General features: G+C 61.2%; 23 protein-coding genes. 5 read left to right on the top strand and 18 right to left on the bottom strand.

The features are described 5' to 3' along the window. Positions 1–11: 11 nt before the first annotated feature. The gene (gene fdxA, locus ARUE_RS14765; protein ID WP_017200392.1) at positions 12–338 is read right to left on the bottom strand and encodes a ferredoxin; all 327 of its coding nucleotides are present in this window, start codon (positions 336–338) and stop codon (positions 12–14) included. A gap of 198 nt (positions 339–536) precedes the next feature. On the opposite strand from fdxA, the gene ARUE_RS25100 reads away from it, so the two are divergent. Then, a complete protein-coding gene (locus ARUE_RS25100) occupies positions 537–725 on the top strand; it encodes a putative acetyltransferase (RefSeq protein WP_502691473.1) in 189 nt (62 codons plus the stop codon). On the opposite strand, the gene ARUE_RS14770 is transcribed toward ARUE_RS25100, so the two are convergent. Together ARUE_RS14770 and typA are read right to left on the bottom strand one after the other, a co-directional pair. After that, positions 658–1,089, bottom strand: a complete 432-nt coding sequence (locus ARUE_RS14770) for a hypothetical protein (protein ID WP_011775450.1) — start codon at positions 1,087–1,089, stop codon at positions 658–660. The genes ARUE_RS25100 and ARUE_RS14770 overlap by 68 nt on opposite strands. 34 nt (positions 1,090–1,123) lie before the next feature. Beyond that, entirely contained in the window at positions 1,124–3,040 is a 1,917-nt protein-coding gene (typA, locus tag ARUE_RS14775) for a translational GTPase TypA (protein ID WP_011775451.1), read from the bottom strand. A gap of 160 nt (positions 3,041–3,200) precedes the next feature. Here typA and ARUE_RS14780 point away from each other — a divergent pair, with 160 nt between their 5' ends. After that, a complete protein-coding gene (locus tag ARUE_RS14780) occupies positions 3,201–4,196 on the top strand; it encodes an SGNH/GDSL hydrolase family protein (RefSeq protein WP_014922303.1) in 996 nt (331 codons plus the stop codon). A 227-nt stretch (positions 4,197–4,423) separates the two neighbouring features. Here the strand turns inward: ARUE_RS14780 and ARUE_RS14785 are convergent, their stop codons facing one another. The 6 genes from ARUE_RS14785 to ychF all read right to left on the bottom strand — a co-directional run bounded on the left by ARUE_RS14785 (position 4,424) and on the right by ychF (position 12,212). Then, the gene (locus ARUE_RS14785; protein WP_238324338.1) at positions 4,424–6,139 is read right to left on the bottom strand and encodes a dipeptide ABC transporter ATP-binding protein; all 1,716 of its coding nucleotides are present in this window, start codon (positions 6,137–6,139) and stop codon (positions 4,424–4,426) included. A gap of 11 nt (positions 6,140–6,150) precedes the next feature. After that, on the bottom strand, positions 6,151–7,134 hold the full coding sequence (locus ARUE_RS14790; RefSeq protein ID WP_014922304.1) for an ABC transporter permease: 984 nt from the start codon (positions 7,132–7,134) through the stop codon (positions 6,151–6,153). Continuing rightward, positions 7,124–8,053: an ABC transporter permease gene (locus tag ARUE_RS14795; RefSeq protein ID WP_011775455.1), complete on the bottom strand. Its 930-nt coding sequence runs from the start codon at positions 8,051–8,053 to the stop codon at positions 7,124–7,126. The genes ARUE_RS14790 and ARUE_RS14795 overlap by 11 nt, the downstream gene beginning before the upstream one ends. A gap of 211 nt (positions 8,054–8,264) precedes the next feature. Beyond that, complete coding sequence (locus ARUE_RS14800) at positions 8,265–9,902, bottom strand: peptide ABC transporter substrate-binding protein (RefSeq protein WP_014922306.1); 1,638 nt, start codon at positions 9,900–9,902, stop codon at positions 8,265–8,267. Positions 9,903–10,216: 314 nt separating this feature from the next. Continuing rightward, on the bottom strand, positions 10,217–10,993 hold the full coding sequence (locus ARUE_RS14805; protein WP_286140383.1) for a hypothetical protein: 777 nt from the start codon (positions 10,991–10,993) through the stop codon (positions 10,217–10,219). Positions 10,994–11,126: 133 nt separating this feature from the next. After that, on the bottom strand, positions 11,127–12,212 hold the full coding sequence (ychF, locus tag ARUE_RS14810) for a redox-regulated ATPase YchF (protein ID WP_026005753.1): 1,086 nt from the start codon (positions 12,210–12,212) through the stop codon (positions 11,127–11,129). 111 nt (positions 12,213–12,323) lie between these two features. On the opposite strand from ychF, the gene ARUE_RS14815 reads away from it, so the two are divergent. Continuing rightward, positions 12,324–13,598 (top strand): DNA recombination protein RmuC, encoded by a 1,275-nt coding sequence (locus tag ARUE_RS14815; protein ID WP_014922309.1) that lies wholly within the window; start codon positions 12,324–12,326, stop codon positions 13,596–13,598. A 92-nt stretch (positions 13,599–13,690) separates the two neighbouring features. Here ARUE_RS14815 and ARUE_RS14820 read toward each other — a convergent pair whose 3' ends face one another. Both ARUE_RS14820 and ARUE_RS14825 read right to left on the bottom strand, forming a co-directional pair. Further along, positions 13,691–14,776 (bottom strand): 4-hydroxy-3-methylbut-2-enyl diphosphate reductase, encoded by a 1,086-nt coding sequence (locus tag ARUE_RS14820; protein WP_014922310.1) that lies wholly within the window; start codon positions 14,774–14,776, stop codon positions 13,691–13,693. Between the two features lie 50 nt (positions 14,777–14,826). Beyond that, positions 14,827–15,690: a hypothetical protein gene (locus ARUE_RS14825; protein WP_014922311.1), complete on the bottom strand. Its 864-nt coding sequence runs from the start codon at positions 15,688–15,690 to the stop codon at positions 14,827–14,829. A gap of 182 nt (positions 15,691–15,872) precedes the next feature. On the opposite strand from ARUE_RS14825, the gene xseA reads away from it, so the two are divergent. Both xseA and ARUE_RS14835 read left to right on the top strand, forming a co-directional pair. After that, on the top strand, positions 15,873–17,150 hold the full coding sequence (xseA, locus tag ARUE_RS14830) for an exodeoxyribonuclease VII large subunit (RefSeq protein WP_014922312.1): 1,278 nt from the start codon (positions 15,873–15,875) through the stop codon (positions 17,148–17,150). A gap of 55 nt (positions 17,151–17,205) precedes the next feature. Further along, positions 17,206–17,454 (top strand): exodeoxyribonuclease VII small subunit, encoded by a 249-nt coding sequence (locus ARUE_RS14835; protein ID WP_011775462.1) that lies wholly within the window; start codon positions 17,206–17,208, stop codon positions 17,452–17,454. On the opposite strand, the gene ARUE_RS14840 is transcribed toward ARUE_RS14835, so the two are convergent. The 7 genes from ARUE_RS14840 to rsgA all read right to left on the bottom strand — a co-directional run bounded on the left by ARUE_RS14840 (position 17,451) and on the right by rsgA (position 24,569). After that, positions 17,451–18,305, bottom strand: coding sequence for a polyphosphate kinase 2 family protein (locus ARUE_RS14840; RefSeq protein ID WP_014922313.1), 855 nt, complete (start codon positions 18,303–18,305; stop codon positions 17,451–17,453). The two genes, ARUE_RS14835 and ARUE_RS14840, sit on opposite strands and share 4 nt — an antisense overlap. Before the next feature lie 53 nt (positions 18,306–18,358). Then, positions 18,359–19,579, bottom strand: coding sequence for a pyridoxal phosphate-dependent aminotransferase (locus ARUE_RS14845; protein WP_011775464.1), 1,221 nt, complete (start codon positions 19,577–19,579; stop codon positions 18,359–18,361). A 120-nt stretch (positions 19,580–19,699) separates the two neighbouring features. Beyond that, positions 19,700–20,656, bottom strand: a complete 957-nt coding sequence (locus tag ARUE_RS14850; RefSeq protein ID WP_014922314.1) for an ABC transporter substrate-binding protein — start codon at positions 20,654–20,656, stop codon at positions 19,700–19,702. After that, the gene (locus ARUE_RS14855) at positions 20,653–21,396 is read right to left on the bottom strand and encodes an ABC transporter permease (RefSeq protein ID WP_014922315.1); all 744 of its coding nucleotides are present in this window, start codon (positions 21,394–21,396) and stop codon (positions 20,653–20,655) included. Before ARUE_RS14855 ends, ARUE_RS14850 begins: the two co-directional genes overlap by 4 nt. After that, entirely contained in the window at positions 21,393–22,133 is a 741-nt protein-coding gene (locus tag ARUE_RS14860) for an ABC transporter permease (RefSeq protein WP_011775467.1), read from the bottom strand. The genes ARUE_RS14855 and ARUE_RS14860 overlap by 4 nt, the downstream gene beginning before the upstream one ends. Beyond that, on the bottom strand, positions 22,133–23,227 hold the full coding sequence (locus tag ARUE_RS14865) for an ABC transporter ATP-binding protein (RefSeq protein ID WP_014922316.1): 1,095 nt from the start codon (positions 23,225–23,227) through the stop codon (positions 22,133–22,135). The genes ARUE_RS14860 and ARUE_RS14865 overlap by 1 nt, the downstream gene beginning before the upstream one ends. 154 nt (positions 23,228–23,381) lie before the next feature. Then, positions 23,382–24,569, bottom strand: a complete 1,188-nt coding sequence (gene rsgA, locus ARUE_RS14870) for a ribosome small subunit-dependent GTPase A (RefSeq protein WP_014922317.1) — start codon at positions 24,567–24,569, stop codon at positions 23,382–23,384. Positions 24,570–24,597 lie beyond the last annotated feature (28 nt).

Below are 24,597 nucleotides of genomic sequence, written 5' to 3' on the forward strand. Positions count from 1 at the left end.
GAAACTACCGCCTAGTGGTCTTGGTTCTGCGGGGGCAGCGCGGCGATGTACGGGTGATCCTTGCCCGTGTTGCCGATCTTGGCGGCACCGCCCGGGGAACCGAGATCGTCAAAGAACTCCACGTTGGCCTTGTAGTAGTCGGCCCACTCCTCCGGGGTGTCATCCTCGTAGTAGATGGCCTCAACCGGGCACACGGGTTCGCAGGCACCACAGTCGACACATTCATCGGGGTGGATGTAGAGGGAACGCTCACCTTCGTAAATGCAGTCGACAGGGCATTCTTCAATACATGCCTTGTCCTTGACATCTACACACGGCTGCGCGATTACGTACGTCACGTCCCAGACCTCTCCACGGTTTGTCCCGGCGATAGCCGGGGTAATACGGCCGGCATCATGCCGGGCACTCAACTTCCGAGCCTATTATCCAACAGTGCGCTGACGCCAACCTAGCCCGCGTCTTAGTATGAAACGGTGACTCCCCCGAATTTGCCGCCCCGACAATTCCTTCTCGACGCAGAACCAGGCATCCGGGTGGTGGTCCGCTACCGGATCGAGGACGGGTTGACGGACGCCTTGGGCTATCTGGTGGGAACCACGGAAGGTTCCTGTACCGTACGGACCCGTACTGCCGACGTCGAAATTCCGTTGGCAATGGTTATCGCGGCGAAAGAGGTTCCCCCGCCACCGCCGCGGCGTCAGTCCGTCCGCGTCGCATCCGACTAACAACCAGCAGCTTAACAGCCATAAGCATGATTAACGTCACTACGCCGATGCCGAAGACCCACACGTTGCCCACCGCGTCACCAAGTATCAACTGCTTGGCCGCACCGGCTGAGGACAGGAAGCCGACGGCGGCATAGCTCACCACGCCTGCCACCGCCGTCGGTACTACCGAGCGGGACCACGAAGCGAGCCACAACTGCACAGAGGCAAGCAGCAGCAGCGCAGCGGCCACGCCCCATGAGATCTCCACCCCGGACCAAAGCAAGGTCTGCCGGTGCAAAACCGTACCGGCCAAGGCGACGAAAAGAGCCGCCGGCACGGCCGTGGCAATGCCACGGACCGAACCGGCGACTCTTCTCTTCATTCAGCTGTTCCTGACTGGTTCAGACCAGTACAGGCTAGGACTTGGCGCGGGCGCGGTTGGCCTTGGCGCGCTCGTTGGAGTCCAGGATGACCTTGCGGATACGGATATCTTCCGGCGTAACCTCAACGCATTCGTCCTCACGGGCGAATTCGAGGGACTCTTCGAGGGTGAGATCGCGCGGCGGCGTCAGGTTCTCGAAGGAGTCAGAGGAAGCTGCACGCATGTTGGTGAGCTTCTTTTCCTTGGTGATGTTCACATCCATGTCATCCGCGCGGGAGTTCTCGCCTACGATCATGCCTTCGTAAACCTCGGAGGTGGGCTTCACGAAGAAGGAACCACGTTCCTGCAGGTTGATCATGGCGAACGGCGTAACAACACCGGCGCGGTCGGCGATCATGGAACCGTTGGTGCGGTATTCGATGGGGCCGGCCCACGGCTCGTAGCCTTCGGAGATGGAAGCTGCGATACCGGCGCCGCGGGTGTCCGTGAGGAACTTGGTGCGGAAGCCGATCAGGCCACGTGCAGGCACGATGAATTCCATGCGGCACCAGCCCGTACCGTGGTTGGCCATGTTGGTCATGCGGCCCTTACGGGCAGCCATGAGCTGGGTGACGGAGCCGAGGTACTCTTCCGGCACGTCGATGGTCATGTGCTCCATCGGCTCGTGGATCTTGCCGTCGATGGTCTTGGTGACAACCTGAGGCTTGCCCACGGTCAGCTCGAAGCCTTCGCGACGCATCTGCTCAACCAGGATGGCCAGCGCGAGCTCACCACGTCCCTGGACTTCCCAAGCGTCGGGACGCTCGGTGGGGAGGACCTTGATGGAGACGTTACCGATCAGTTCCTTGTCCAGGCGATCCTTCACCTGGCGGGCGGTGACCTTGGCGCCCTTGACCTTGCCGGCCAGCGGCGAAGTGTTGATACCGATGGTCATGGAGATCGCGGGATCGTCCACAGTGATCAGCGGCAGCGGCTGCGGGTTCTCGGCGTCCGTGAGGGTTTCACCGATGGTGATGTCCTCGATGCCGGCGACGGCAACGATTTCACCCGGGCCGGCGGACTCGGCAGGTACACGGGTCAGAGCCTTGGTGGCCAGCAGTTCGGTGATCTTGACGTTCTTGAGCTCACCGTTGGCGCGCGCCCAGGCCACGGTCTGGCCCTTGCGGAGGGTGCCGTTGTAGATGCGGAGCAGGGCGAGGCGGCCAAGGAACGGCGATGCGTCCAAGTTGGTCACGTGTGCCTGCAGCACGCCGTCCGGGTTGTACGTCGGAGCGGGGATGTGCTCGATGATGGTCTTGAAGAGGGGCTCGAGGTCCTCATTCTCCGGAGCCGAGCCGTTGTCCGGCTGGTCCAGGGACGCACGGCCAACCTTTGCAGCGGCGTAGACGACGGGAACTTCGAGGACCTTGTCCAGGTCCAGGTCCGGAACTTCGTCGGCGAGGTCCGAAGCGAGGCCCAGGAGCAGGTCCATGGACTCGTGGACAACTTCGTCGATGCGGGCGTCGGGACGGTCGGTCTTGTTGACCAGGAGGATGACCGGGAGGTGCGCGGCAAGGGCCTTGCGGAGCACGAAGCGGGTCTGGGGCAGGGGGCCCTCGGAGGAGTCGACCAGAAGGACGACGCCGTCAACCATGGAGAGACCGCGCTCTACCTCGCCACCGAAGTCGGCGTGGCCAGGAGTGTCGATGACGTTAATGGTGATGGTCTCGCCGTTGGACGACGGGCCGTTGTAGGCAACCGTGGTGTTCTTCGCGAGGATGGTGATGCCCTTTTCGCGCTCCAGGTCACCGGAGTCCATGACACGGTCCTCAACCTCACCATGGGAAGCGAAGGAGTTGGTCTGCTTGAGCATGGCGTCGACCAGGGTGGTCTTGCCGTGGTCAACGTGTGCGACGATCGCGACGTTGCGCAGATCGCTCCGCGACGCAGTGTTGGTGATGGTTTCAGACATGCGTTAATGACTCGTTTCAGTGGTGAAGTCAGCTGTTTGTATCCGCGCGCATACCTGATCGACTTGATCGGAACACACAGCGAAAAGACCCCGGGACACAGGGCACCTGCATCCAGTCTAAACGCAGTTGCATTTCTCAGCCTAAAAAGCAAGCGATTCAGTGCTTCAATGTGGCGCTGCTCACACTTTCGAGTTGTTACGTAAACGCAAGTCCAGATGCTGGATTTTCCATGCCCCGTGCACCATGATGGGCTGCAGAACCAGTGCCATGTGGAGAACAACGATGCGAAACGCTCCGGCCGTGTTCCGCCTGCTCGCACCATTGATCGCCATCGGCGTTCTTTCGGTGGGCTGCGGACCAAGCCCAGCACCAATCAGCGCCCCCTCTGGCTCAACCGCGCCCGGGCCCGCGCAGACATCGGCCGCGGATAAACCGCTCAGGATCGCCCCGGCCCCCAGCTCGCTGAACCTACCCGTGGGCTCGCTGTACAAAAACCCCGCGAACAACCGCAGCGAAGTGGTTCTCGCAGACGTGCGCCACACGGCGGTACTCATCGGCGACTCCCAGTCAATGCCGAAGGACTCCTGGCCGCAGCAGGGCATCGCAGCCATGGGCTACAAACTGCACGTCGTAGGCATGGGCGGCACCGGGTACGTGGCCAGCAATGGCAAGACAGGAAACTACATCGATGCGTTGCAACGCGGCGACTGGGTGCTGCCCTTCGGCGACCCGCCGCTGATCGTGATCCAAGGTGGCGGCAACGACGCCACACAACGTGCCACCGACGCCCAGATCACCAGCAACGCCGAGCGGCTTCTCGCCGCCCTGAAGAAGCGCTACCCCGGCACCACGCTGGCCATGATTGGAACCCTTGCCAGGGGCGTGAGCAACGGAGGCGGACGCCGCACGGAAATAGATGCCCTCCTGGGCCGCATCGCCGCCAAGCACGCCATACCGTTCGTCAGCGCGGGCGATTGGCTCACCCGCTACAACGCGATTGTGGATCTCCAGGATGGCGTGCACTTGAAGCCGGCCGGGCATGCAAAGCTGGGCGCCGCCCTGGCTCACGAATTCACTGCGCTTGGCCTCACGGCACGCCCGGACAGCGCCGCCTCCGCACCGGAATCTGCACCTGAATCTGCACCTGCGCAGTAGAGCGCGCGTTGCGGGGCCCGCTCTGCACGCTTCGTGAGCCCTTTTGCGCGCAGAGCAGGCCTCACAATACGTAGTTGCGCGTTGCGCGGCCCGCTCTGCACGCTTCGCGAGCTTTATGACGTGCGCAGCAGGCCTCACAACACGTAGTTAACGGCAAGAGCCGGTGGTTCCCTTCCGGGGAACCACCGGCTCTGAGGCTGACCGGCTGATGAAACTTACGACGCCGGTCAGGCCACCTCTGGGGGCAACAGCAGTGAACCACCCGGGATGGCGTCCAGAAGCGCCTGCGTGTAGGCCTCCCTCGGGTTGTCGAACACGTCATCCGTACTGCCAGTCTCCACAAGCTTGCCCTTCTGCATGACGCAGACGTGATCCGCAATCTGCCGCACCACCGCAAGGTCGTGGGTGATGAACAGGTACGTCAGGCCGAGGTTGTCCTGCAGGTCAGCCAAGAGGTTCAGCACCTGGGCCTGAACGAGGACGTCCAGTGCGGAGACCGCTTCATCACAAATGATGACTTCCGGATCCAAGGCCAAGGCACGCGCAATGGCAATGCGCTGGCGCTGGCCACCGGAGAGTTCGTTGGGGTAACGGCGCATGGTGGACTGCGGCAGCGCCACCTGGTCCAGAAGCTCGCGTACTTTCTTCTCACGACTGGCCTTGTTGCCAATTTTGTGGGTCCTCAACGGCTCTTCAATGGTGCGGAAGATGTTGTACATCGGGTCGAGGGAACCATACGGGTCCTGGAAGATCGGCTGAACCCGGCGACGGAACTTGAACAGATCCTTACTGCCGAGCGTGGACGTGTCCACGCCGTCAAAGATGATCTTTCCAGACGTCGGTTCCAGCAAGTTGAGGACCATTTGTGCCACTGTGGACTTGCCGGATCCCGACTCGCCAACAATCGCCGTGGTGGTTCCACGCTTGACAGCAAAAGACACGGAATCCACGGCGGTGAAGTCTGTGGACTTGCCAATTCCTCCACGAAGCTTGAAGACCTTGGTCAGGTCCTGGACCTTCAGAACCTCCTCCGGCAGAGCCGTCTCGACGACGACGGGCTCAACAGGAGCCAGCAGCTCCTCCGACTCGATACCCTGCTCCTTGGCAACCTGGATACGACGTGACGCCAGGGACGGCGCCGAAGCAACCAGCCGCTTAGTGTAGGGGTGCCGGGGGTTACGGAGAAGTTCCAGAGACGGGCCGGACTCCACAACCTGGCCCTTGTACATGACAACTACCTTGTCCGCGCGCTCAGCTGCGAGGCCGAGATCGTGGGTAATGAGCAACACAGCCGTTCCCAGCTCGGAGGTCATCTTGTCCAAGTGATCCAGAATTTGCCGCTGGACCGTAACATCAAGGGCAGAAGTCGGCTCATCCGCGATCAGGAGGCGCGGCTGGCACGAAAGCCCAATCGCAATGAGCGCGCGCTGGCGCATACCTCCGGAGAACTCGTGGGGGTACTGTTTGGCGCGGCGGGTGGCGTCGGGCAGACCGGCTTCGGAAAGCACCTTGGCCACGTCCTCGGGTCCGGAAGGAAGCCCGTTCGCTTTCAACGTCTCCTTGACCTGGAATCCGATCTTCCAGACGGGGTTCAGGTTGGACATGGGATCCTGCGGAACCATCCCAATGGAATTGCCGCGAAGCTCGATCATCCGCTTCTCGCTGGCATGGGCAATGTCTTCGCCGTCAAACAGAATTTCGCCGCCGGCAACTCGGCCATTCCCGGGAAGCAGCCCGATGGCCGCCAGGGCTGACGTCGATTTCCCTGAGCCTGACTCCCCCACAATCGCCACAGTTTCCCCAGGCATGACCGTGAGGTGGGCGTTCCTCACAGCATTGACCTCACCATTACTGGTGGTGAAGTTGATCGCGAGATTCTTGATCTCCAGCAGCGGACGCTCCGAGCCAGCGACTTCTTCCTGGATGTGAACTGAAGAGTTCATGGCTTCGCCTTTCATCGTTTACGCGCCTTGGGGTCCAGGGCATCCCTGAGGGCATCGCCCAGCATGATGAAGCTCAAGACTGTTATGGAGAGAGCAATGGCCGGGTAGAGCAAGGGCATCGGGTTGGATCGCAATGATGCCTGGGCGGCCTGGATGTCATTGCCCCAGGACATGACACTCGGCGGCAGCCCAATACCAAGGAAGGAGAGGGTTGATTCTGCGACGATGAAGGTGCCCAGGGAGATCGTGGCCACGACGATGATCGGCGCGAGCGAGTTCGGCAGGACGTGGCGCAGCAGTGAGCGGAAACGTGAAACGCCCAAGGACCTGGCCGCCATGACAAAGTCAGCATTCCTGACCTCAATCACAGCGCCTCTGGTGATTCGCGCGATTTGGGGCCAGCCAAAGACAATCAGGATCAACACCAAGGTCCACACCGTGCGGTTGGCGCGGAACACGGGAAGCTGCATCATGACGATCGCGCCCAGGATCAGGGGCAATGCGAAGAAGATGTCCGTCAGGCGGGCCAGCAGGGCATCAGCCCAGCCACCGTAGTAGCCGGCAAGGGCACCCACAACGCCGCCGAACAGAACCACGCCGATGGTAGTGAAGAGACCCACCGTCACTGACGAGCGGGTACCAAAAATAACGCGGGCGTAAACGTCGCAACCTTGCTGGGTAAAACCAAGCGGGTGTCCGCTCGTTGGTCCACCATCCGAGTTGGCCAACTGGCACGCCTCAGAGGACGGATCGATCTGTGAGAACAGGCCCGGGAACAGGGATACCACTACAACGGCCAGAATCATCACAGCCGAGATGATGAACAACGGCTGCTTGCGAAGGTTCTTCCAAGCCTCACCCCACAGGCTTGAAGGAGCGCTGTCTTCCTTGACCTTGTCCGTGGCCTGAAGCGGCGTCTCGTCAAGGTCGGCAACAAAGTGCTCGATGTGTCGGCGGGCGGTGTGCTGCCCGGTCAGGTTACTTTCAGGAGTCATAGCGGATCCTCGGGTCAAGCCAGGCGTATAGGAGGTCAACAAGCAAGTTGGAGAGGCAATAGATCAAAACCAACACCGTGACAATGGAGACCACCGTGGGTCCCTCACCCGACAAGACGGCACGATAGAGCCTGTTGCCCACGCCGGGAACGTTGAAGATGCCTTCCGTGACGATCGCGCCACCCATCAGCGTGCCCAAGTCTGCGCCCAGGAATGTCACCACTGGAATAAGGGAGTTACGCAGAATGTGGACGTTGACAACCCTGAAGCGGGACAGTCCCTTAGCCGTCGCTGTCCGGACATAATCGGCGTTCATGTTCTCTATGACGCTGGTCCGGGTCAAGCGGAGAACATACGCGAAGGAAGCCAACCCAAGGACGATTGCCGGCAGGATCAAATCCTGTACGGTTGCGGCCGCACTGACAGTTGGTTTCGCCCACCCCAACTGCACACCGATGAAGAACTGGAGTATGAAGCCAAGGACGAAGATCGGGATACCGATAACGATCAGGGAGGCGATCAAAACGGTTCCGTCAAAGAGCTTGCCCTTGCGCAGACCGGCAATGAGCCCGAAAGCAATGCCGAAGACTGCTTCAAAGATCAAAGCCATCACTGCAAGGCGGGCCGTCACAGGAAATACCTCGCCGAGGACGGCGGCAATGGGGCGGCCGGAGAAGTCCTGGCCGAGGTCGAACGTGAAGATGCTCTTGAGATAGAGCAGGTACTGGATGATGAAGGGCTGGTCCAGGTTGTACTGAGCCCTCAGCTTTGCAGCAACAGCCTCATTGACAGGCTTGTCGCCGAACAGTGCGGCAATGGGGTCGCCAGGAAGGCTGAACACCAGGAAGTAGACCAGCAGCGTGGCCCCAAGGAAAACGGGGATCAACTGGAGGAAGCGTTTGAGGATGTATGTCGCCATCAGCGCATCACACCCCGATCAGCAGGCACCCTGTCCATGGGTGCAGCGGAGTTGTTCATCGAAGAACCTTTTCGTCTGATGTGCAAACGTTCCAAGCCAAGGCAAGCGAAGGTCTGCACAAGGACGCCCAACCGGAGTTGGGCGTCATTGATTTGCAACGTGATACGGCGGCGGAAGCACTCAGCTGAGCACCTCCGCCGCCGTTTCGCGGTTACTTGCCAGTGATGTTGTAGTACAGCGGGACGCCGTCCCAACCGTAGTCAACATTCGTGACGCCTGTGCTCCAGCCACCCTGTGATACCTGGTACCACAGCGGAATAGCCGGCAGGTCCTGCAGCAGGATTTCCTGGGCCTTGTTCATGGCCTTATTGCCTTCAGCCACGGACGGTGCGGACAGTCCATCGGAAATGGCCTTGTCGAACGTCGGGTTCTCATAGCGGGCGTCGTTCGAGCCAGCGCCGGTCTTGTAGATCGGGCCGAGGAAGTTGTACAGCGACGGGTAGTCTGCCTGCCAACCGGCGCGGATTGCACCAGTCAACTTGCCGGTCGTAGCAAGATCGCGGGCTTCCTTGAACGTTGCGAACGGAAGTCCCTCTGCCTTGATGCCGAGGTTGTTCTTCAGCTGGTTGGTAAGAGCCTCAACCCAAGCCTTGTGACCGCCCTTGTCAGCGTTGTACGCAATGGTGAAGGCAGTGTTCGGATCCCACTTCTGGATGGCGTCTGCCTTGGCCCAGAGTTCCTTGGCCTTGGTGGCGTCGAAGTTCAGGTTGTCCGAGCCCGGGATGCTGTCGCTGTAGCCGTCCAGGACGGGAGCAGTGAAGTCCTTGGCAGGCTGGCGGCCGCCGCTGAAGATCACCTTGGTGATCTCTTCCCGGTTGATGGCCATGGAGATTGCCTGGCGACGGAGCTTGCCGGCTTCTCCGCTCCACTCCGGGAGGTATTCCGGAATGGCGATGGTCTGGTTGCCGGCGTAGGGCTTCTCGATGAAGCGATCGCCAAGGTCAGACTTGAAGTTCTTCAGCGCGCTGGTGGGGATGACCTGCAGGATGTCCAGGTTGTTGGACAGGAGATCCTGGTATGCGGCGTCATCGTTCTGGAAGATCTTGAACGTCACGCCACCGTTCTTTGCCTTACGAGGACCGTTGTAGTCCGGGTTGGGGACGAGCTGGATCTGCACGTTGTGCTGCCAACCGTTTTCCGCCATCTTGTACGGGCCGTTGCCTACCGGCTTTTCGCCGTAGGTCTTGGGGTCTGCGAGTGCCGCCGCCGGGACCGGCATGAACGCCGTGTAACCGAGACGCAGCGGCCAGTCAGATTCCGGCTGCTTGAGTTCAACGGTGAACGTGGTGTCGTCGACGACCTTGAGGCCGGACAACGTGTCCACAGTGGAACCCTCTGCACTTGCTTCGTCGTAACCCTTGATGCTCTCAAAGAAGGTGGCGCTCAATTGCGCGTTCTTTGCTGCTGCACCGTAGTTCCAAGAGTCCACGAACGTCTTAGCCGTGATGGCGTCACCGTTGGTGAACTTCTGGTCCTTCTTGATCTTGATGGTGAAGTTCTGTGCGTCGGGCGCCTCAATGGACTCCGCCAGCTCGTTTACCGGCTTTCCGGACGGGTCATAGCTGACAAGGCCGGAGAAGATCAGAGTTGCAATCTTTCCGCCGCCAACCTCGTTGATATCGGCCGGCATCAGCGGACGCTGCGGCTCCGAGCCGTCGGCAATGATGACCTTGTTCGGGTCACCCGCAGATGTACCGGAGTCGTTGCTGCCGCCGCCACCGCAACCGGTAGCTGCGAGGGCGATGATCGCCGCTACGCCTAGAGCTTTGGAAGTGCGCGAGAAACGCATTCCGCCTCCTATGTGTCGTGGAGTTGAGCAGGGAAAATTCGTGATTTCCCCCAGGCAAAGGCACAGTTTCCTACTGTGACGTTGCCTACATGTGTGTGTAAGCCTACCCACATTGTGTCCGGATGTTGGGACTTGCTGGCCAAACTGTAACCGTTCCGCAACCTCCAGATGCCTAAATTGTCAGGGATTTCAAGTCAAACGCTACCCGGTGGTAATATTCGCTGTCTGACAGCAGGACAGGACGACATTGGCGCGAAAAAAGGGCCCCGGTTCTGTTGAACCGGAGCCCTTCGACATCGTGCTTTGTCGAACTTCTACGCAATGAGCCGATACGCACGCACTGATTGAATGATGTTCTTGAAGAACGTGCGGCTGTACCACCCAACGTCGAAGCCATACGTCGCACCGATCGTGAAACTCGAGGCGACTTCGTCCCGGTTGTCGAAGCTAACGCCCCGGGATATCCCCAACGTCCCGCAATTCGATGTCTTCACCAAGACTGAGGCTGTAGAGGCTCCCCCTCGCGTTCCGCCTGAGTTGGTTCCCGGCTCCGCCGACACCACCTCGCACTGAAGGGTCTGGACGTCTTTCGTGTCCAACCAGGGACCCACCAGGACGAAGACCAGGAATGCACACAGAGGAATGGCAAGCCAAGCCCACAACCGATCCATTTTAGAGAGGTTCTTTTGCGGCGAAGGCGTCAGAGCAGCCTGGGGCTGGACAGGGGCTAGCCCGAGCTCACGTAGGCGTGAATCGAGCCTGAGGGCGGCCGCCTCCCGCTTGTGGAGCGAGTAGGCGGACCGACACTGCGAGGTGGTCCAACCCGCTCCCCGGTAAGCAGCCCACTGCCTACGGGCAGGCCTCTCAATGATGAAAGCAGCCAAGGCAACAACGAATGCAATGATCTGGCTAAGGCCCCCGAACATGACGCCAAAGACGGCTATGTTGGCTACCATCTCCGGATCCGTAGGTAATTCGTAGCCTGTGCTGTCCAAGTACCCAAAGAACATTCCCAAGGCAATAACCGGAAGGCCTATGCGCAGGGAATACCGCCAAAGGTACGACCAGAACGACCAGTGAGCTGGAGGCATCCTGGTCACCGCTGGAAGTGTACTTCCATTCACACTCGCGCCCGGTGGGGCCTCACCAGTTGCTTCACCGGTGCCGGAGTTGTGCTGATGGCCTTCCCCTGCGGATTGAGGGTTCGGGTCGCGGCTCATGGGGTTAGACGTTGAAGCGGAACTCCACCACGTCGCCGTCGGCCATCACGTACTCTTTGCCTTCGATGCGAACCTTGCCACGGGACTTTGCCTCGGCCATGGAACCGGCGTCGATGAGGTCGTCGAAGGAGACAACCTCGGCCTTGATGAAGCCACGCTGGAAGTCGGAGTGGATCACGCCGGCGGCCTGAGGCGCGGTGTCGCCCTGGCGGATGGTCCAGGCGCGGGTTTCCTTGGGACCGGCCGTGAGGTAGGTCTGCAGGCCAAGAGTGTGGAAACCTACACGTGCCAACTGATCCAGGCCGGATTCGCTCTGGCCGTTCATTTCCAGCATCTCGCGGGCTTCTTCCTCGTCCAGTTCCACGAGGTCGGCTTCGAGCTTGGCGTCAAGGAACACGGCATCTGCCGGCGCCACGAGGGCTCGCAGTTCGTCCTGCTTTTCCTGATCGCCGAGGATGCCTTCATCTGCGTTGAAGACGTAGATGAACGGTTTGGCTGTGAGAAGGCCCAGCTCTTTGAGGTGTCCCATCTCCAGCTTATCGCTCTTGATCGAGGAGAAGATGGTGTCACCGCGTTCCAGAACTGCTTGGGCGGCCTTGATAGCGGCAAGCTCAGCGGCCTCGCGCTTCTTGATCTTGACCTCTTTTTCGATACGCGGGATCGCGTTTTCGATGGTCTGAAGGTCGGCGAGGATCAGCTCGGTGTTGATGGTCTCCATGTCGGAGCGCGGGTCAACCTTGCCGTCGACGTGGATGACGTCGGGATCGTCAAATACGCGGACCACCTGTGCGATGGCCTCTGCTTCGCGGATGTTGGCCAGGAACTTGTTGCCCAGGCCTTCGCCCTCGGATGCGCCCTTCACGATGCCGGCAATGTCCACGAAGGACACGGGCGCGGGAAGCAACTTCTGCGAACCGAAGATCTCTGCCAGCTTCGCAAGACGGGGATCAGGAAGGTTGACCACTCCGACGTTGGGCTCGATGGTAGCGAACGGATAGTTCGCAGCGAGCACCTGATTGCGGGTCAGTGCGTTGAAAAGAGTTGATTTGCCGACGTTGGGCAGTCCGACGATGCCAATAGTAAGAGCCACGAGCATTGATTCTACCCGTTGGAACCGTGTCCGCGGTTGTTCCCTCCCCCAACCGACGCCCGCGGCTGCAGCCTCGCTAAAACTGTCGTACCCCTGTGACAGGGTTGCCACATGGATGGATTTGGATTGGTATCGGCCCTGCTCATGCTGCTGATTGGCGCCGCGGTTGGTCTCGCGGCCGGCTATGTTGTCTTCCGACGCCGGGGCGCTGGCTTGGAAGAAGACTTCGACGCCGTTTCGTCGCGGCTTTCAGAGGTGACCGCACAGCTGGCAGCAGCCGACGCCGAGCGGCGGCTCTTGTTCACACAGAACCGCGAGCTGAGCGCAGCAAGGAACTCCGATGGCAGTGTTCTGCGCGCGCTCGCTCCAGTGGCCGAAAAGCTCACGGCGGTGCAGCAACAGGTGTCGCTCCTCGAACGGGACAGGGTGGAGCAATACGGCCAACTGGCCCAGCAATTGCAGGATGCGCGTTCATCCGACGAACAGCTCTTGCGGTCAACGCACGCCTTGGCCTCAGCACTCCGTTCCAACAGCGCACGCGGCCAGTGGGGCGAGGTTCAGCTCCGCAGGGTGGTGGAGGCCTCGGGAATGCTCCGGCACGTGGACTTCCACGAGCAGGTTCATTCCGGACGCAGCGACAACACGCTGCGTCCGGACCTGGTGGTCCAGCTTCCCGGTGGCAAGCAACTGGTGGTGGACGCCAAGGTGCCCTTGGCTTCCTACCTCGCTGCGCAGGAACAACTCCACGGAGACGGATCCTTCGGTGAGGCTGTGGGTCCGGCCATCAACCATGACTCCAAGACGCTGCTGGCACAGCATGCAAAGGCTCTCAAAGCCCACATCGACGCCCTGGCGGCCAAGAAGTACTGGGACATTCCTGGGAACTCCCCCGAGCTGGTGATCTGCTTCCTTCCGGCAGAGTCCATTCTGGCGTCTGCCCTTGAGGCCGACCCCGCCCTGCTGGAACACGCTTTGTCCAGGAACGTGGTCTTGGCGTCGCCCGGCACCCTGCTGGCGGTCCTCAAGTCCGTGGCCTTCACGTGGCGACAGGACGTCCTCACCGACAGCGCCCATGAGCTGTTCGAGCTCGCCAAGCAACTGTACGAACGCATGGGCACGCTGGGTGAGAACGTCGGCAAGCTGGGAAGCTCATTGAAGACATCCGTGGATCGCTACAACGCCATGGTGGGCACGCTCGAGGCTCGGGTGCTCCCGACGGCGCGCAAGCTCAACACCATGGACGACGCCGGACTTGCCGCGCCGATGTCCGTTGAAGTTGTTCCCCGCGCGTTGGCAGCACCGGAACTTCTTTCTGTCGACTCCCGCGATCAGCTGGATTCCGCCCGTGACCATGAGGACAGCGCAGACCGCGAATCAGCCGCCTGAGCTAAAGCCGGCTTAAAGGTGTCTGGTCCGGGATGGGTTGTGTTCACTAAGGTGAACACAACCCATCCCGGACCAGCTATACCAACTATTTGCTAGGACGTCGGACGGTTTCCACGGCCGCCGAGGGCGCGTGTGACGTCGCCGGCTTTCTTCAGGGTGGCCCGCAGTTCCTTGGGAAGCGAGAAAAGCAGGTCTTCCTCTGCCGTCACCACTTCCTGGACCTCGCCGTAACCGTAGTCAGCCAAGAGTCGCAGGACATCCTTGACGAGCACCTCGGGAACAGACGCACCCGAAGTCACACCTACGGTGGCAACGCCCTCGAACCACGACTCGTCCACTTCATTGGCGAAGTCCACGCGGTACGAGCTCTTGGCACCATATTCGAGGGCTACTTCAACCAAGCGCACGGAGTTGGACGAGTTGGCCGAACCCACAACAATCACGAGGTCAGCCTGTGGTGCGATCTTCTTGATAGCCACCTGCCGGTTGGTGGTGGCGTAGCAAATGTCATCGCTGGGCGGATCCTGCAGCGTGGGGAACCGGTCTTTGAGCAGGCGAACAGTCTCCATGGTTTCGTCCACACTCAGCGTTGTCTGGGAAAGCCAGATGGTCTTCTCCGGATCGCGGACGGTGACCTTGTCTACCTCGTGGGGACCATTGATGATCTGAATGTGCTCCGGTGCCTCGCCGGCTGTTCCTTCGACTTCCTCATGACCCTCGTGGCCTATGAGGAGGATGTCGTAATCTTCCTTGGCGAAGCGCACAGCTTCCTTGTGGACTTTGGTCACCAGAGGGCACGTGGCATCAATGGTGCGCAGTCCACGATCCTCGGCTGATTGCACCACTGCCGGCGAGACGCCGTGCGCGGAGAAGATCACCAACGCGCCTTCGGGGACCTCATCTGTCTCCTCGACGAAGATCGCCCCTTGTTCCTCCAGGGAGCTGACCACATGCACGTTGTGGACGATTTGCTTGCGTACGTAGACGGGAGGGCCGTAATGCTCCAGGGCCTTCTCCACAGCAATGACGGCCCGGTCCACACCGGCGCAATAACCCCGGGGGGCCGCCAACAGAACCTTCTTGGGGCCCGTGACGGGCGCCGCTGCCTGAACCTCTTCCGGGGAACGGCGTCTACGGGGCACCGTGGGCATAGGAATGGAAACTGCTGTGCTGGTCATTCCTCCATGCTACCGGGCCGGACTTTGCCTCCCTGCTATCGGGCCGGACTTTAGCTGCTGGCCGAACGTGACCCTCGTCGCCCTGACAGGACGGAGCCTATGACGCCTGCCACAAAGACTGCGCCCGACGCCACCGCCGCGATCACAATCCATTCCCCAAACCCTGTTTTGGCTGCCGTAAGGAACTCCTGTTTGAACAGTTCAGCCACACCGTTTGCGCTGGACAGGTTGCCGATCACTCCCCCTGCAAGATCCGCACCGGCCGTCCAGAGAGCAGCAAGTGCCAAGCCTCCCAGTCCGAGGAAAACCAGCACCAGGGAACGCCGACGCGTGGCAACAAGCGCCAGGAGCACGGAGAGCACAGCACCGAGGGCGGCCACCCACCAAAGGGGCGCAAAGGCCGCCACCCGCTCCACCAGCTGACGGTGGGAAGGTTCCCCCAAGGACACCAAGCTTTCCGATGGAACATCAATCCGAATTCGGGTGGCCTCCGCGAAGTGATCGCGAATAAGCCTGACCAAAGGGCTGATATCAAGGACCAGGGCAGTGGTGGTGGCGGCCTCCTCAGCTTGCTTCGCCGCGCCGAAGTTCAGCTTGTGGCTGTTTCGCACCGTCTCTTCCCACGCTTGGGGGTAGTCGCTCCACGATTGCATGCCCGATGCAGCGCTGCGGAGTGCATCGGCCGCCAAGGACTGTATAGGTCCTGGAAGATCCACTGAGGACTCGAACGTACCAACAGCGGCCGTGGCGAGCCGGCTTTGGAATTCCGGATCATTGCCCAGCGCACCCGCCATCCGGACAAAGCCCTCTTCTTTGACGATGTTCTGGTCGACCCACGCGGTAGGAACGGCTACGGCAGTGAGGAGTAGAGCGAGGATCACTCCCAATGCTGAGACAAAAGTACGCAAGGTCATCCTCGGGCTCGGGGGCTATGCCACCATCCTAGGTCTGTCCACATGACAGAAAAAATGTCGGAGGTGTTGCCCAAGCTATGGATAGAGTTGGAAGGCCGGTTAGCACCCACAGCCGCACCCTTAAGCGAGGACAATGACAATGCAGGAACAAGCACGGCGACTGAACCAGGTACGGGCCACCCATGTCCGCTGAAGCAACGCCGGAATCCACGCTGCCGGGTACTGCCGCCGAAACCAGCCCGGACAACCCCTGGCCCCTGCAGTTGCTGTCCCGCAAGCTCAAGGCACACATTGAGCGGGCGCCGGCTGCTTGGATCGAAGGTCAGGTCATTGAACTGAACCGCCGGGGTGGTAACGCTTTTCTGACACTGCGTGATGTTGACGCGGAGATTTCACTTCCTGCATCCGTCTGGTCAACGGTACTTGACCGCCAGAAGGTACCCCTGGAGCGTGGCTCGCGCGTGGTCGCCTTGGTGAAGGCGGACTTCTGGGTGAAGACCGGGCGCCTGAACATGTCAGTGAAAGACATCCGTCCGGTGGGCCTGGGAGATCTGCTGGCAAGGATCGAAAGGCTGCGCCAAGCTTTGGCAGCCGAGGGCCTGTTCGCGGATTCCCGGAAACGGAAGCTGCCCCTTCTCCCCCACCGTATCGGCCTCATCACCGGCCGGGAATCCGACGCCAAGAAAGATGTCATGCGCAACGCCGCCCTGCGTTGGCCGGCGGTTGAGTTTGACGTCCGCGAAGTAGCTGTCCAAGGTAACACCGCTGTTTCACAAATCATCGCGGCCTTGAAAAGACTGGACGCCGACCCGCACGTGGATGTCATTGTCCTGGCCCGCGGTGGCGGCGCGTTGGAAGACCTCCTGCCGTTCAGCAATGAAGACCTCATTCGTGCCGTGTCGGCAGCTACCACGCCCGTCGTCAGCGCCATCGGCCATGAAGCCGACCGTCCCATCCTGGACGATGTAGCGGACCTCCGGGCGTCAACACCCACGGATGCCGCCAAGCGCATCGTCCCGGACGTCGCCGAGGAACTGGCCATGGTTCGACAGGCCAGGGACCATCTCCGCCGAAGTATCAGCCGCATGGTGGACAGGGAGACAGATCGTCTCCACGCTCTAAGGTCCCGGCCGGTATTGGCCACTCCCGCTTCAATGGTGGATGCCCGCTCCGAGGACATCCACCGCCTGCAGCGCAGGACGCATTCTGCGGTCAGTACAGCGGTGGTCAGGGCGTTGGACCAGGTCCACCACTTGCGTGCCCAAGTCCGTGCCCTATCGCCACAAAAGACCTTGGACCGCGGCTATGCCGTTGTTCAACTTGTGGGCGAGGACCAGGCGGGGCACCACGTTGTCAGTAGCCCGGATGAAGCGCCGGACGGGACGCCACTGAGCATCCGGGTGGCCGAGGGCCGTTTCAGGGCTGTATCCACTGGAGCGGGTCAGCTCGTCGAACACTGACAACTCCCGTTGGGCACCCACAAGTCGTCGACCACCACAAGCACAAAGGACCATCATGACCGAGAACAACCAAACAGCGCCGAATCCTGAATCCCTTGACGGACTGAGCTACGAGGAAGCCCGCGAGCAACTCGTGGCGGTGGTGGGACGTTTGGAGGCAGGCGGAGCCAGTTTGGAAGAATCACTGGCCCTTTGGGAGCGTGGCGAGGCCTTGGCCAAACGCTGCGAAGACTGGCTTGAGGGCGCCCGTAAGCGCCTGGCCACGGCCCGCGACGCCAGCAGCGACGGCGGGACCCCAGCCTAGGATTCCACCACGAGGGCGCGCTCAGCGGCGACATCGAAGTCAGCTTTGGGCCAGTCCAGCTGCAAACCGCCGAGGGCATCCAGCAGCAGTTGCTGGACTGCGATGCGTGCGTACCACTTCTTGTTGGCCGGCACCACGTGCCATGGGGCAATGTCGGTAGAGGTCTTCTCGAAGGCAACGCTGTAGGCGTCCATGTAGTCATCCCAGTACGCACGTTCCGCGAGGTCGCCGCGACTGTATTTCCAGTGCTTGCTGGGATCGTCCAACCGGGCGATCAAACGCTTTTTCTGTTCGTCCTTGCTGATATTGAGCATGACCTTGACGATGGTGGTTCCCTGCTCGGTCAGGCGTGACTCAAAGTCGTTGATCGCGGCGTACCGGCGCTCCAGTTCGGCAGCGTCCGCCCAGCCATGGACACGGTGGATCAGCACGTCTTCGTACTGCGAGCGGTCGAACACCCCCACCATTCCGGCGGCAGGGGCTTGTTTTTCGATTCTCCAGAGGAAGTCGTGCGACTTTTCCTCGTCCGTAGGCGCTTTGAAGGCGGTCAGTTGTACGCCTTGCGGGTCCATGGCGCCAACAACGTGGCTGACAATGCCGCCCTTGCCCGCAGTATCCATGGCCTGAAGGATGAGCAGGAGCCGTTTGGGGTTGCCGAACTTTCCTTCGGCGAAGAGCTTTTCCTGCAGTTCCGCCAGCCGCGCGTCCTGCGCGGCAAGCAACGCCTTGCCATCAGCTTTCACACCGGTGTAGCCGGGTGTGGATTCGGGATCCACGCCTGCCAGCGAAAACCCCGATCCAACCCTCAGTACTTCGGCCGGACTTTTGGCGAACTCAACTGCAGCAACCATTGGCATGCCTTTCTGCCCGGCCGCGCCCTCATGGCGCGGCTATGGACCTCAGGCTAGTTGCCCGGGTACCTCGACAGGAAGTCCGCCATGCGCCCAATGGCTTCTTCGATGTCCTTGACGTTGGGCAAGGTCACCATTCGGAAGTGGTCCGGACGAACCCAATTGAACGCACGCCCATGGGACACCAGGATTTTCTGTTCCTTCAGCAGATCCAGGACGAACTTCTCGTCATCCCGAATGTGATAGACCTCCGGGTCCAGCTTCGGGAACAGGTACAGGGCACCGCGCGCCTGCTGCGTGCTGACTCCGGGAATGGCGTTCAGGAGGTCGTAGGCCTTGTTGCGCTGCTCCAGGAGCCTGCCGCCGGGAAGGATGAGATCGTTGATGCTCTGGTAGCCGCCGAGCGCGGTTTGGATGGCGTGCTGTGCAGGTACGTTGGCGCACAAGCGCATGTTGGCCAGCAGGTTGATGCCCTCAAGGTAATCGGCGGCATCCTTCTTGGGCCCGGAAATTGCCATCCAGCCGGCGCGGTACCCACAGACGCGGTAGGCCTTGGACAGGCCGCTGAACGTCAAGCACAGGACGTCATCACCGGTGAGCCCCGCGAGGTTGATGTGGACGGCGTCTTCGTACAGGATTTTCTCGTAGATCTCGTCAGCAAAAAGAACCAATCCATGCTTCTCTGCCAACGCGACGATCTTCTTGAGGGTCTCCTCCGGGTAGACGGCGCCGGTGGGGTTGTTGGGGTTGATCACCACAATGCCCTTGGTCCGCGGCGTGATCTTGGCTTCCATGTCCTCAAGATCGGGCTGCCATCCGGACTCTTCGTCGCAGAGGTAGTGCACGGGACGGCCACCGGCCAGCGCGACGGAAGCCGTCCACAGCGGGTAGTCCGGCGTGGGAATCAGCACTTCGTCACCGTCGTCCAGGAGTGCCATGAGGGACATGGTGATGAGCTCACTGACACCGTTGCCGAGGTAGATGTCGTCAACGTGGATGTTCTGGATGCCGCGCGTCTGGTAGTACTGCGAAACGGCGGTCCTGGCAGAAAAGATTCCACGGGAATCGCTGTAGCCTTGGGCGTTCGGCAGGTGGCGGATCATGTCCACCAAAATGGCGTCCGGCGCTTCAAAACCAAAAGGTGCCGGGTTTCCGATGTTCAGTTTGAGGATCCGGTGACCCTCCGCTTCCATTTGCTGGGCGGCCTGAAGAATCGGTCCACGGATGTCGTAGAGGACATTATGAAGCTTGGTGGACTGCTTGAAATTCGCCATCCCTCAAATATGCCACACGGGTGATGCAGTTCAGCTGAGACTTAACTCACAGATACGACGACGGCGGTGACGGTCCCGCGCGGGTCCGTCACCGCCGTCGTACGCGGTTTTGTTCAGGTACTACTTGACGATGCCTTTGTCCTTCAGCCATGCGGCTGCGGCATCCTTGGGCGACTGCTTCTGGTCGCCGCTGACTGCACGGTTCAGGTTGATCAGGTCGTCCGTAGTGAGGATTTTGGAAACGTTGTTGAGCGCTTCCTTGGCCTTGTCCGTCATCTTGGCTTCCTTGACCAACGGCAGGACCTGCTGTGCCTTGAAGTTGTTCTTCGGATCTTCCAGGACGACGAGGTCGTTATCTGCGATGGACGGCGTGGTGGTGTAGATGTCCGCCACCTGAACCTTGTCCTCCAGGAGAGCCTGGAGGGTCAGGTTGCCACCGCCGTCGTTGAAGGGCTGCAGGCCCTTGAGCTCGCAACCATAGTTGGCCTTCAGCCCCGGGAAGCCGTAGGCACGGGTCTCAAACGTGGCCGGTGCAGCCATGGTGAAGTCCTTGCAGACCTTGGCCAGGTCCTCGATGGACTTCAACTGGTACTTCTCCGCCGTGGCCTTGGTGACCACCATGGCGTCCTTGGACTCGGCCTTGGCCGGCTCCAGGACTGCGAGGCCGTCTGGAAGCTTGCCCGGGAGTGCCTTGTAGACGTCCTCGGCAGAAACCTCGGTAGCCTCGGTGTCCACGTAGGAGAGAAGGTTGCCGGAGTAGTCCGGGACGAGGTCCACGGAGCCGTCCTGGACAGCCTTGAAGTAGATCTCGCGCGACCCGATGTTCGGCTTGGACGTGGCTGCGAGACCAGCCGCGTTGAGGGCACCGACGTAGATCTCTGCGATGACCTGGCTCTCCGGGAAGTCTGCCGAACCGACTACCAGTGAGCCTCCGGCGGCGGAACCGCTGGGCGCCGAGGTGGAAGGCGTGGCCAAGGGACTGCCGCCGCAGGCGCTCAACGCGAGGGCCACACCCAGTCCAGCGGCAAGGCCGCCGAGACCACGGCGCGTAAGAGTCATGGGGACGGGGTTTTTCATGATGTACCTCCTTGAACGGCAGCCCCGGCGGGAACCGTGGCTGTGAGATCGTCGGCTGCCTTCTGGCGGCCGCTTGAGTCATGGGTCAGGCCGGGCGAGATGACGAGCCTTTGTACGCCGGCCAGGACCAGGTCCACTGCGATGGCCAACCCCGCGATGAGCAGAGAGCCTCCGAGCATCCTCGGGAAATCCTGCAGCACGAGGCCGTCGAACAGATACCGGCCAAGCCCACCCAACGGAAGGTAGGCAACCACAGAGACTGTCGCGATGACCTGCAGAACCGCGGTGCGGATGCCCCCGAACATCACCTGCAGTCCGTTGGGCAGTTCCACGCGGAACAGGATTTGAAGTTCGGTCATGCCCATGGCCCGGGCAGCGTCCACCACCGTGGCATCAACGTTGGAAATGCCGGCGTACGTCCCGGCAAGCAGCGGCGGCACCGTCAGAATGACCAGCGCCCACACTGGAGGCATCAAGCCACTGCCGGCGAGCAATGCGAAGAGAACCAGCAAACCAAGCGTCGGGAGGGCACGCAATGCTCCGGCGACAGCTACCGCGACCACCCGGCCACGGCCGGTGTGGCCAATGTAGAGACCAATGGGCACAGCAATTGCTGCGGCGATGAGCAGCACCAGTCCGCTGTACTGCAGGTGCTCCAGCAGCCGGGTGGGGATCCCGCCGCTTCCAGCCCAATTCTTGGGGTTGGTCAGCCACGCGATCGTTTCGGCAAAGATGTTCATCCCGACGCTCCCGGGTCAGGGCGGAGGGCCGCGTGCGGCGTCGCAGGTCCGGCTTTAGGTTCGGTGAGCAGGGCGTTGGCGTCCGGACGTGAAGGCTTTCCCCCTGCTGCTCGGGACCACGGCGTCAAGAGCCGCTCCAAGACCACCAGAACAGCATCCATCAACAGTGCCAGCACCAGGATGGCAATGATGCCAACCACAACTTCGGTGATAAACGTGCGCTGCAGGCCATCCGTAAACAGAACTCCAAGGTTGCCCACTCCCAGCAGTGCCGCCACGCTCACCAAGGAGATATTGCTGACCGAAACCACGCGAAGCCCGGCGAACAGCACCGGCAAAGACAGCGGCAGGTCCACCTGGAAGAAGCGGGCCAGGGGTTTGAAACCCATGGCAACGGCAGCGTTTCGGAGGTCGTCATCCACGGAGTCGAACGCATCCATCGCCGCCCGGACCAACAGGGCCACGGCATAGATGGTCAGCGCCACCACCACGTTCAGCGGATCCAGGATCCGCGTGCCTAGGATGGTGGGAAGAATGATGAACAGGGCCAGGGACGGAATGGTATAGAGCAACGACGTGGCCGTAGCCACCACTGACCTGAGCGTGCTGTTGCGCCGGGCCAGCTGGGCCAGGGGAACGGAAATCAGCAGGCCAAGGATCATCGGGATAATGGCGAGCACCATGTGCTGCCCGGCCAGTCCCAGGACCATGCCACTGTTGGCAAGGAACCACTCCATCAGGTGGCGTCCTCCCTGTGATGGCGGACTTCTTCGATAAGTGCCAGGACTTCTGGCGCCTTCAGGACTCCGGCCACCCGGCCGTCGTCGTCAACCGCGACGCCAAGGCCCGACGGCGACGACAACGCCGCATCAAGCGCGCGCCGCAGCGTATCTCCCTTGCGGAAGAGCGAACCTCCGGGGATCAGCCCGGCGCCGTCACGCGGTGAGGACCACCCGAGTGGTCGTGAGTCTTCATCCACCACCAAGGCCCACTCGCCCGACGCCCGTCCCGCGTGATGGCCATCCGATGGGCTGACCATGGTCACCGGGTGAAGGGTCACGGAGTCTGCCGCACTGAACGCGAGGTGCCGGAAACCGCGGTCGCGTCCCACGAAGGAGGCCACGAAGTCGTTGGCAGGCGCCCGAAGAATCTCTTCCGGGGCGGCGTACTGCGCGAGCCTGCCTCCGACGGCGAACACTGCCACCTTGTCACCGAGAACAGTGGCTTCGTCGATGTCGTGCGTGACAAAGACAATGGTCTTGGCCAATTCCCGCTGCAAACGCAGAAGTTCCTGCTGCAGTTCGTCACGGACCACAGGATCCACGGCGCTAAAGGGTTCATCCATCAGCAGCACCGGCGGATCAGCAGCGAGCGCGCGGGCAACCCCCACGCGCTGCTGCTGACCACCTGAGAGTTGGGACGGGTACCGTTTGCCGAGTACGGAAGCCAGCCCGACGACGTCGAGCAGTTCCGCAGCGCGTTTCCGTGCCGCTGCCTTGGAAACGCCGTTGAGCCGCGGGACGGTGGCGATGTTGTCCAGCACAGAACGGTGCGGCAGCAGGCCCGAGGACTGCATGACGTAGCCCATGGAACGGCGGAGCTTCGCCGCAGGAACCTGTGAGACGTCCTCGCCTGCAACAGTGATGGTTCCGCTGGTGGGCTCCACCATCCGGTTGATCATGCGCAGGGAAGTCGTTTTACCGCAGCCCGACGGGCCAACGAACACAGTGATGGAGCCCTTGTCGATGGACATGGTGAGGGCGTCCACCGCCGGTTGCCCGCCCTGGTATTGCTTGGTGACGCTCTTGAACTCAATCATGGCTTCGGCCATACCCGGGCTTACCTATCTGTGGTGGAGAACATCGGTAGAGCCAGATGATCATATGCACTCTTATTACTTGGCTGCAAAGCAATCTTCACCCAGCGTAGCCAGCACCACCGACGATGTCAGCGCCGCCACGAGTTCCGTAATGAATCGGCAATGTTCAGCGTTTCCGTCGTTTGCCGCCTTTCCCGGCCCGTTCCGCAGCTTGGTCGTGCCGGTATCGTTCCGCTGCGCGTTGGCCCCGGTCCGCTGACATCACCTTTTGGTGCCATTCCCGTTGGTACGCGCGGCGGGCGGCCGCATCATGTTTCCTGGCCAGGGCCGCGAGTTCACGTTGCAGCTTGAGGTAACTGGCCCAGCGCCGAGGATCGAGGTTTTCCTCCGCGAGCGCCTCCTGGACAGCGCATCCCGGTTCTGCCTGATGGGCGCAATCCGTGAATCGGCACCGGGAGAACAGATCGTCCAGATCACCGAACATCTCTTCCATCCCCTCGTCAGCGTCGAAGAGCCCAAAACCACGGACTCCTGGCGTATCCATGAGCACCGCGCCGCCGGCCAAGGGCACCAGCTCCCGCGAGGTGGTTGTGTGCTTGCCCTTGCCGTCGCCGGCCCGGACGGCGCCGGTCTGCTGGACCTCACGACCCGCGAGGGCATTGATGAGCGTTGATTTCCCGGCACCGGAGGGACCAAGCAAAACCAACGTTGCACCATCGGGGATGTGCTGCATCAATTCGTCCAGGCCGTCGCCCTGCTCCGCGGACGTTGTGACGACATCAACGCCTGCGGCCTGCAAAATAACCTCCCCTACGACGTCATCCGCGAGGTGAGCGAGGTCGGCCTTGGTGATCACTACAAGCGGCGTGGCACCGGAATCCCATGCAGCCACCAATGTCCGCTCTAGGCGGTTATGGGTCAGGGGACGGTCCACGGGCACCACCACCGCAACAATGTCGATGTTGCTGCCCAGGATTTGTTCCTCGGAGGATGCCTCGTAGGCCCGCTTACGGCTCAGCGCCGAATGCCGGGGAAGGACCTCGACGACGGCGGGCTCACCGGCGGTGTTGTGGCCGAGCCACACCCAGTCCCCCGTGGCCGGTACATGCCCATAGCTTGGGTAGGGCAGATGGAGCAGATCGTTGGCGGATGCCACGAGCAACCGATTCCGGTCCAGGCGGACTATGCGGCCGGGGATGGCAGTTTCCTGGCCTTCCGGCGCGGCATGGGCACGGAAAAGATCCGCAGTTTTATCGGTGAAGCCGAACTGCGCTGGTCCTTGTAGCTGCGCTGGTCCTTGTGACTGCTGGGTGGAACTAAAAGAAGGGTTGCTTGAAGAAGCGTAAGTGTTCAATGAAATGCCTCTGATGAGGCCCGGCCGC

It is taken from the genome of Arthrobacter sp. Rue61a (assembly GCF_000294695.2).
Lineage (GTDB): Bacteria > Actinomycetota > Actinomycetes > Actinomycetales > Micrococcaceae > Arthrobacter > Arthrobacter aurescens_A.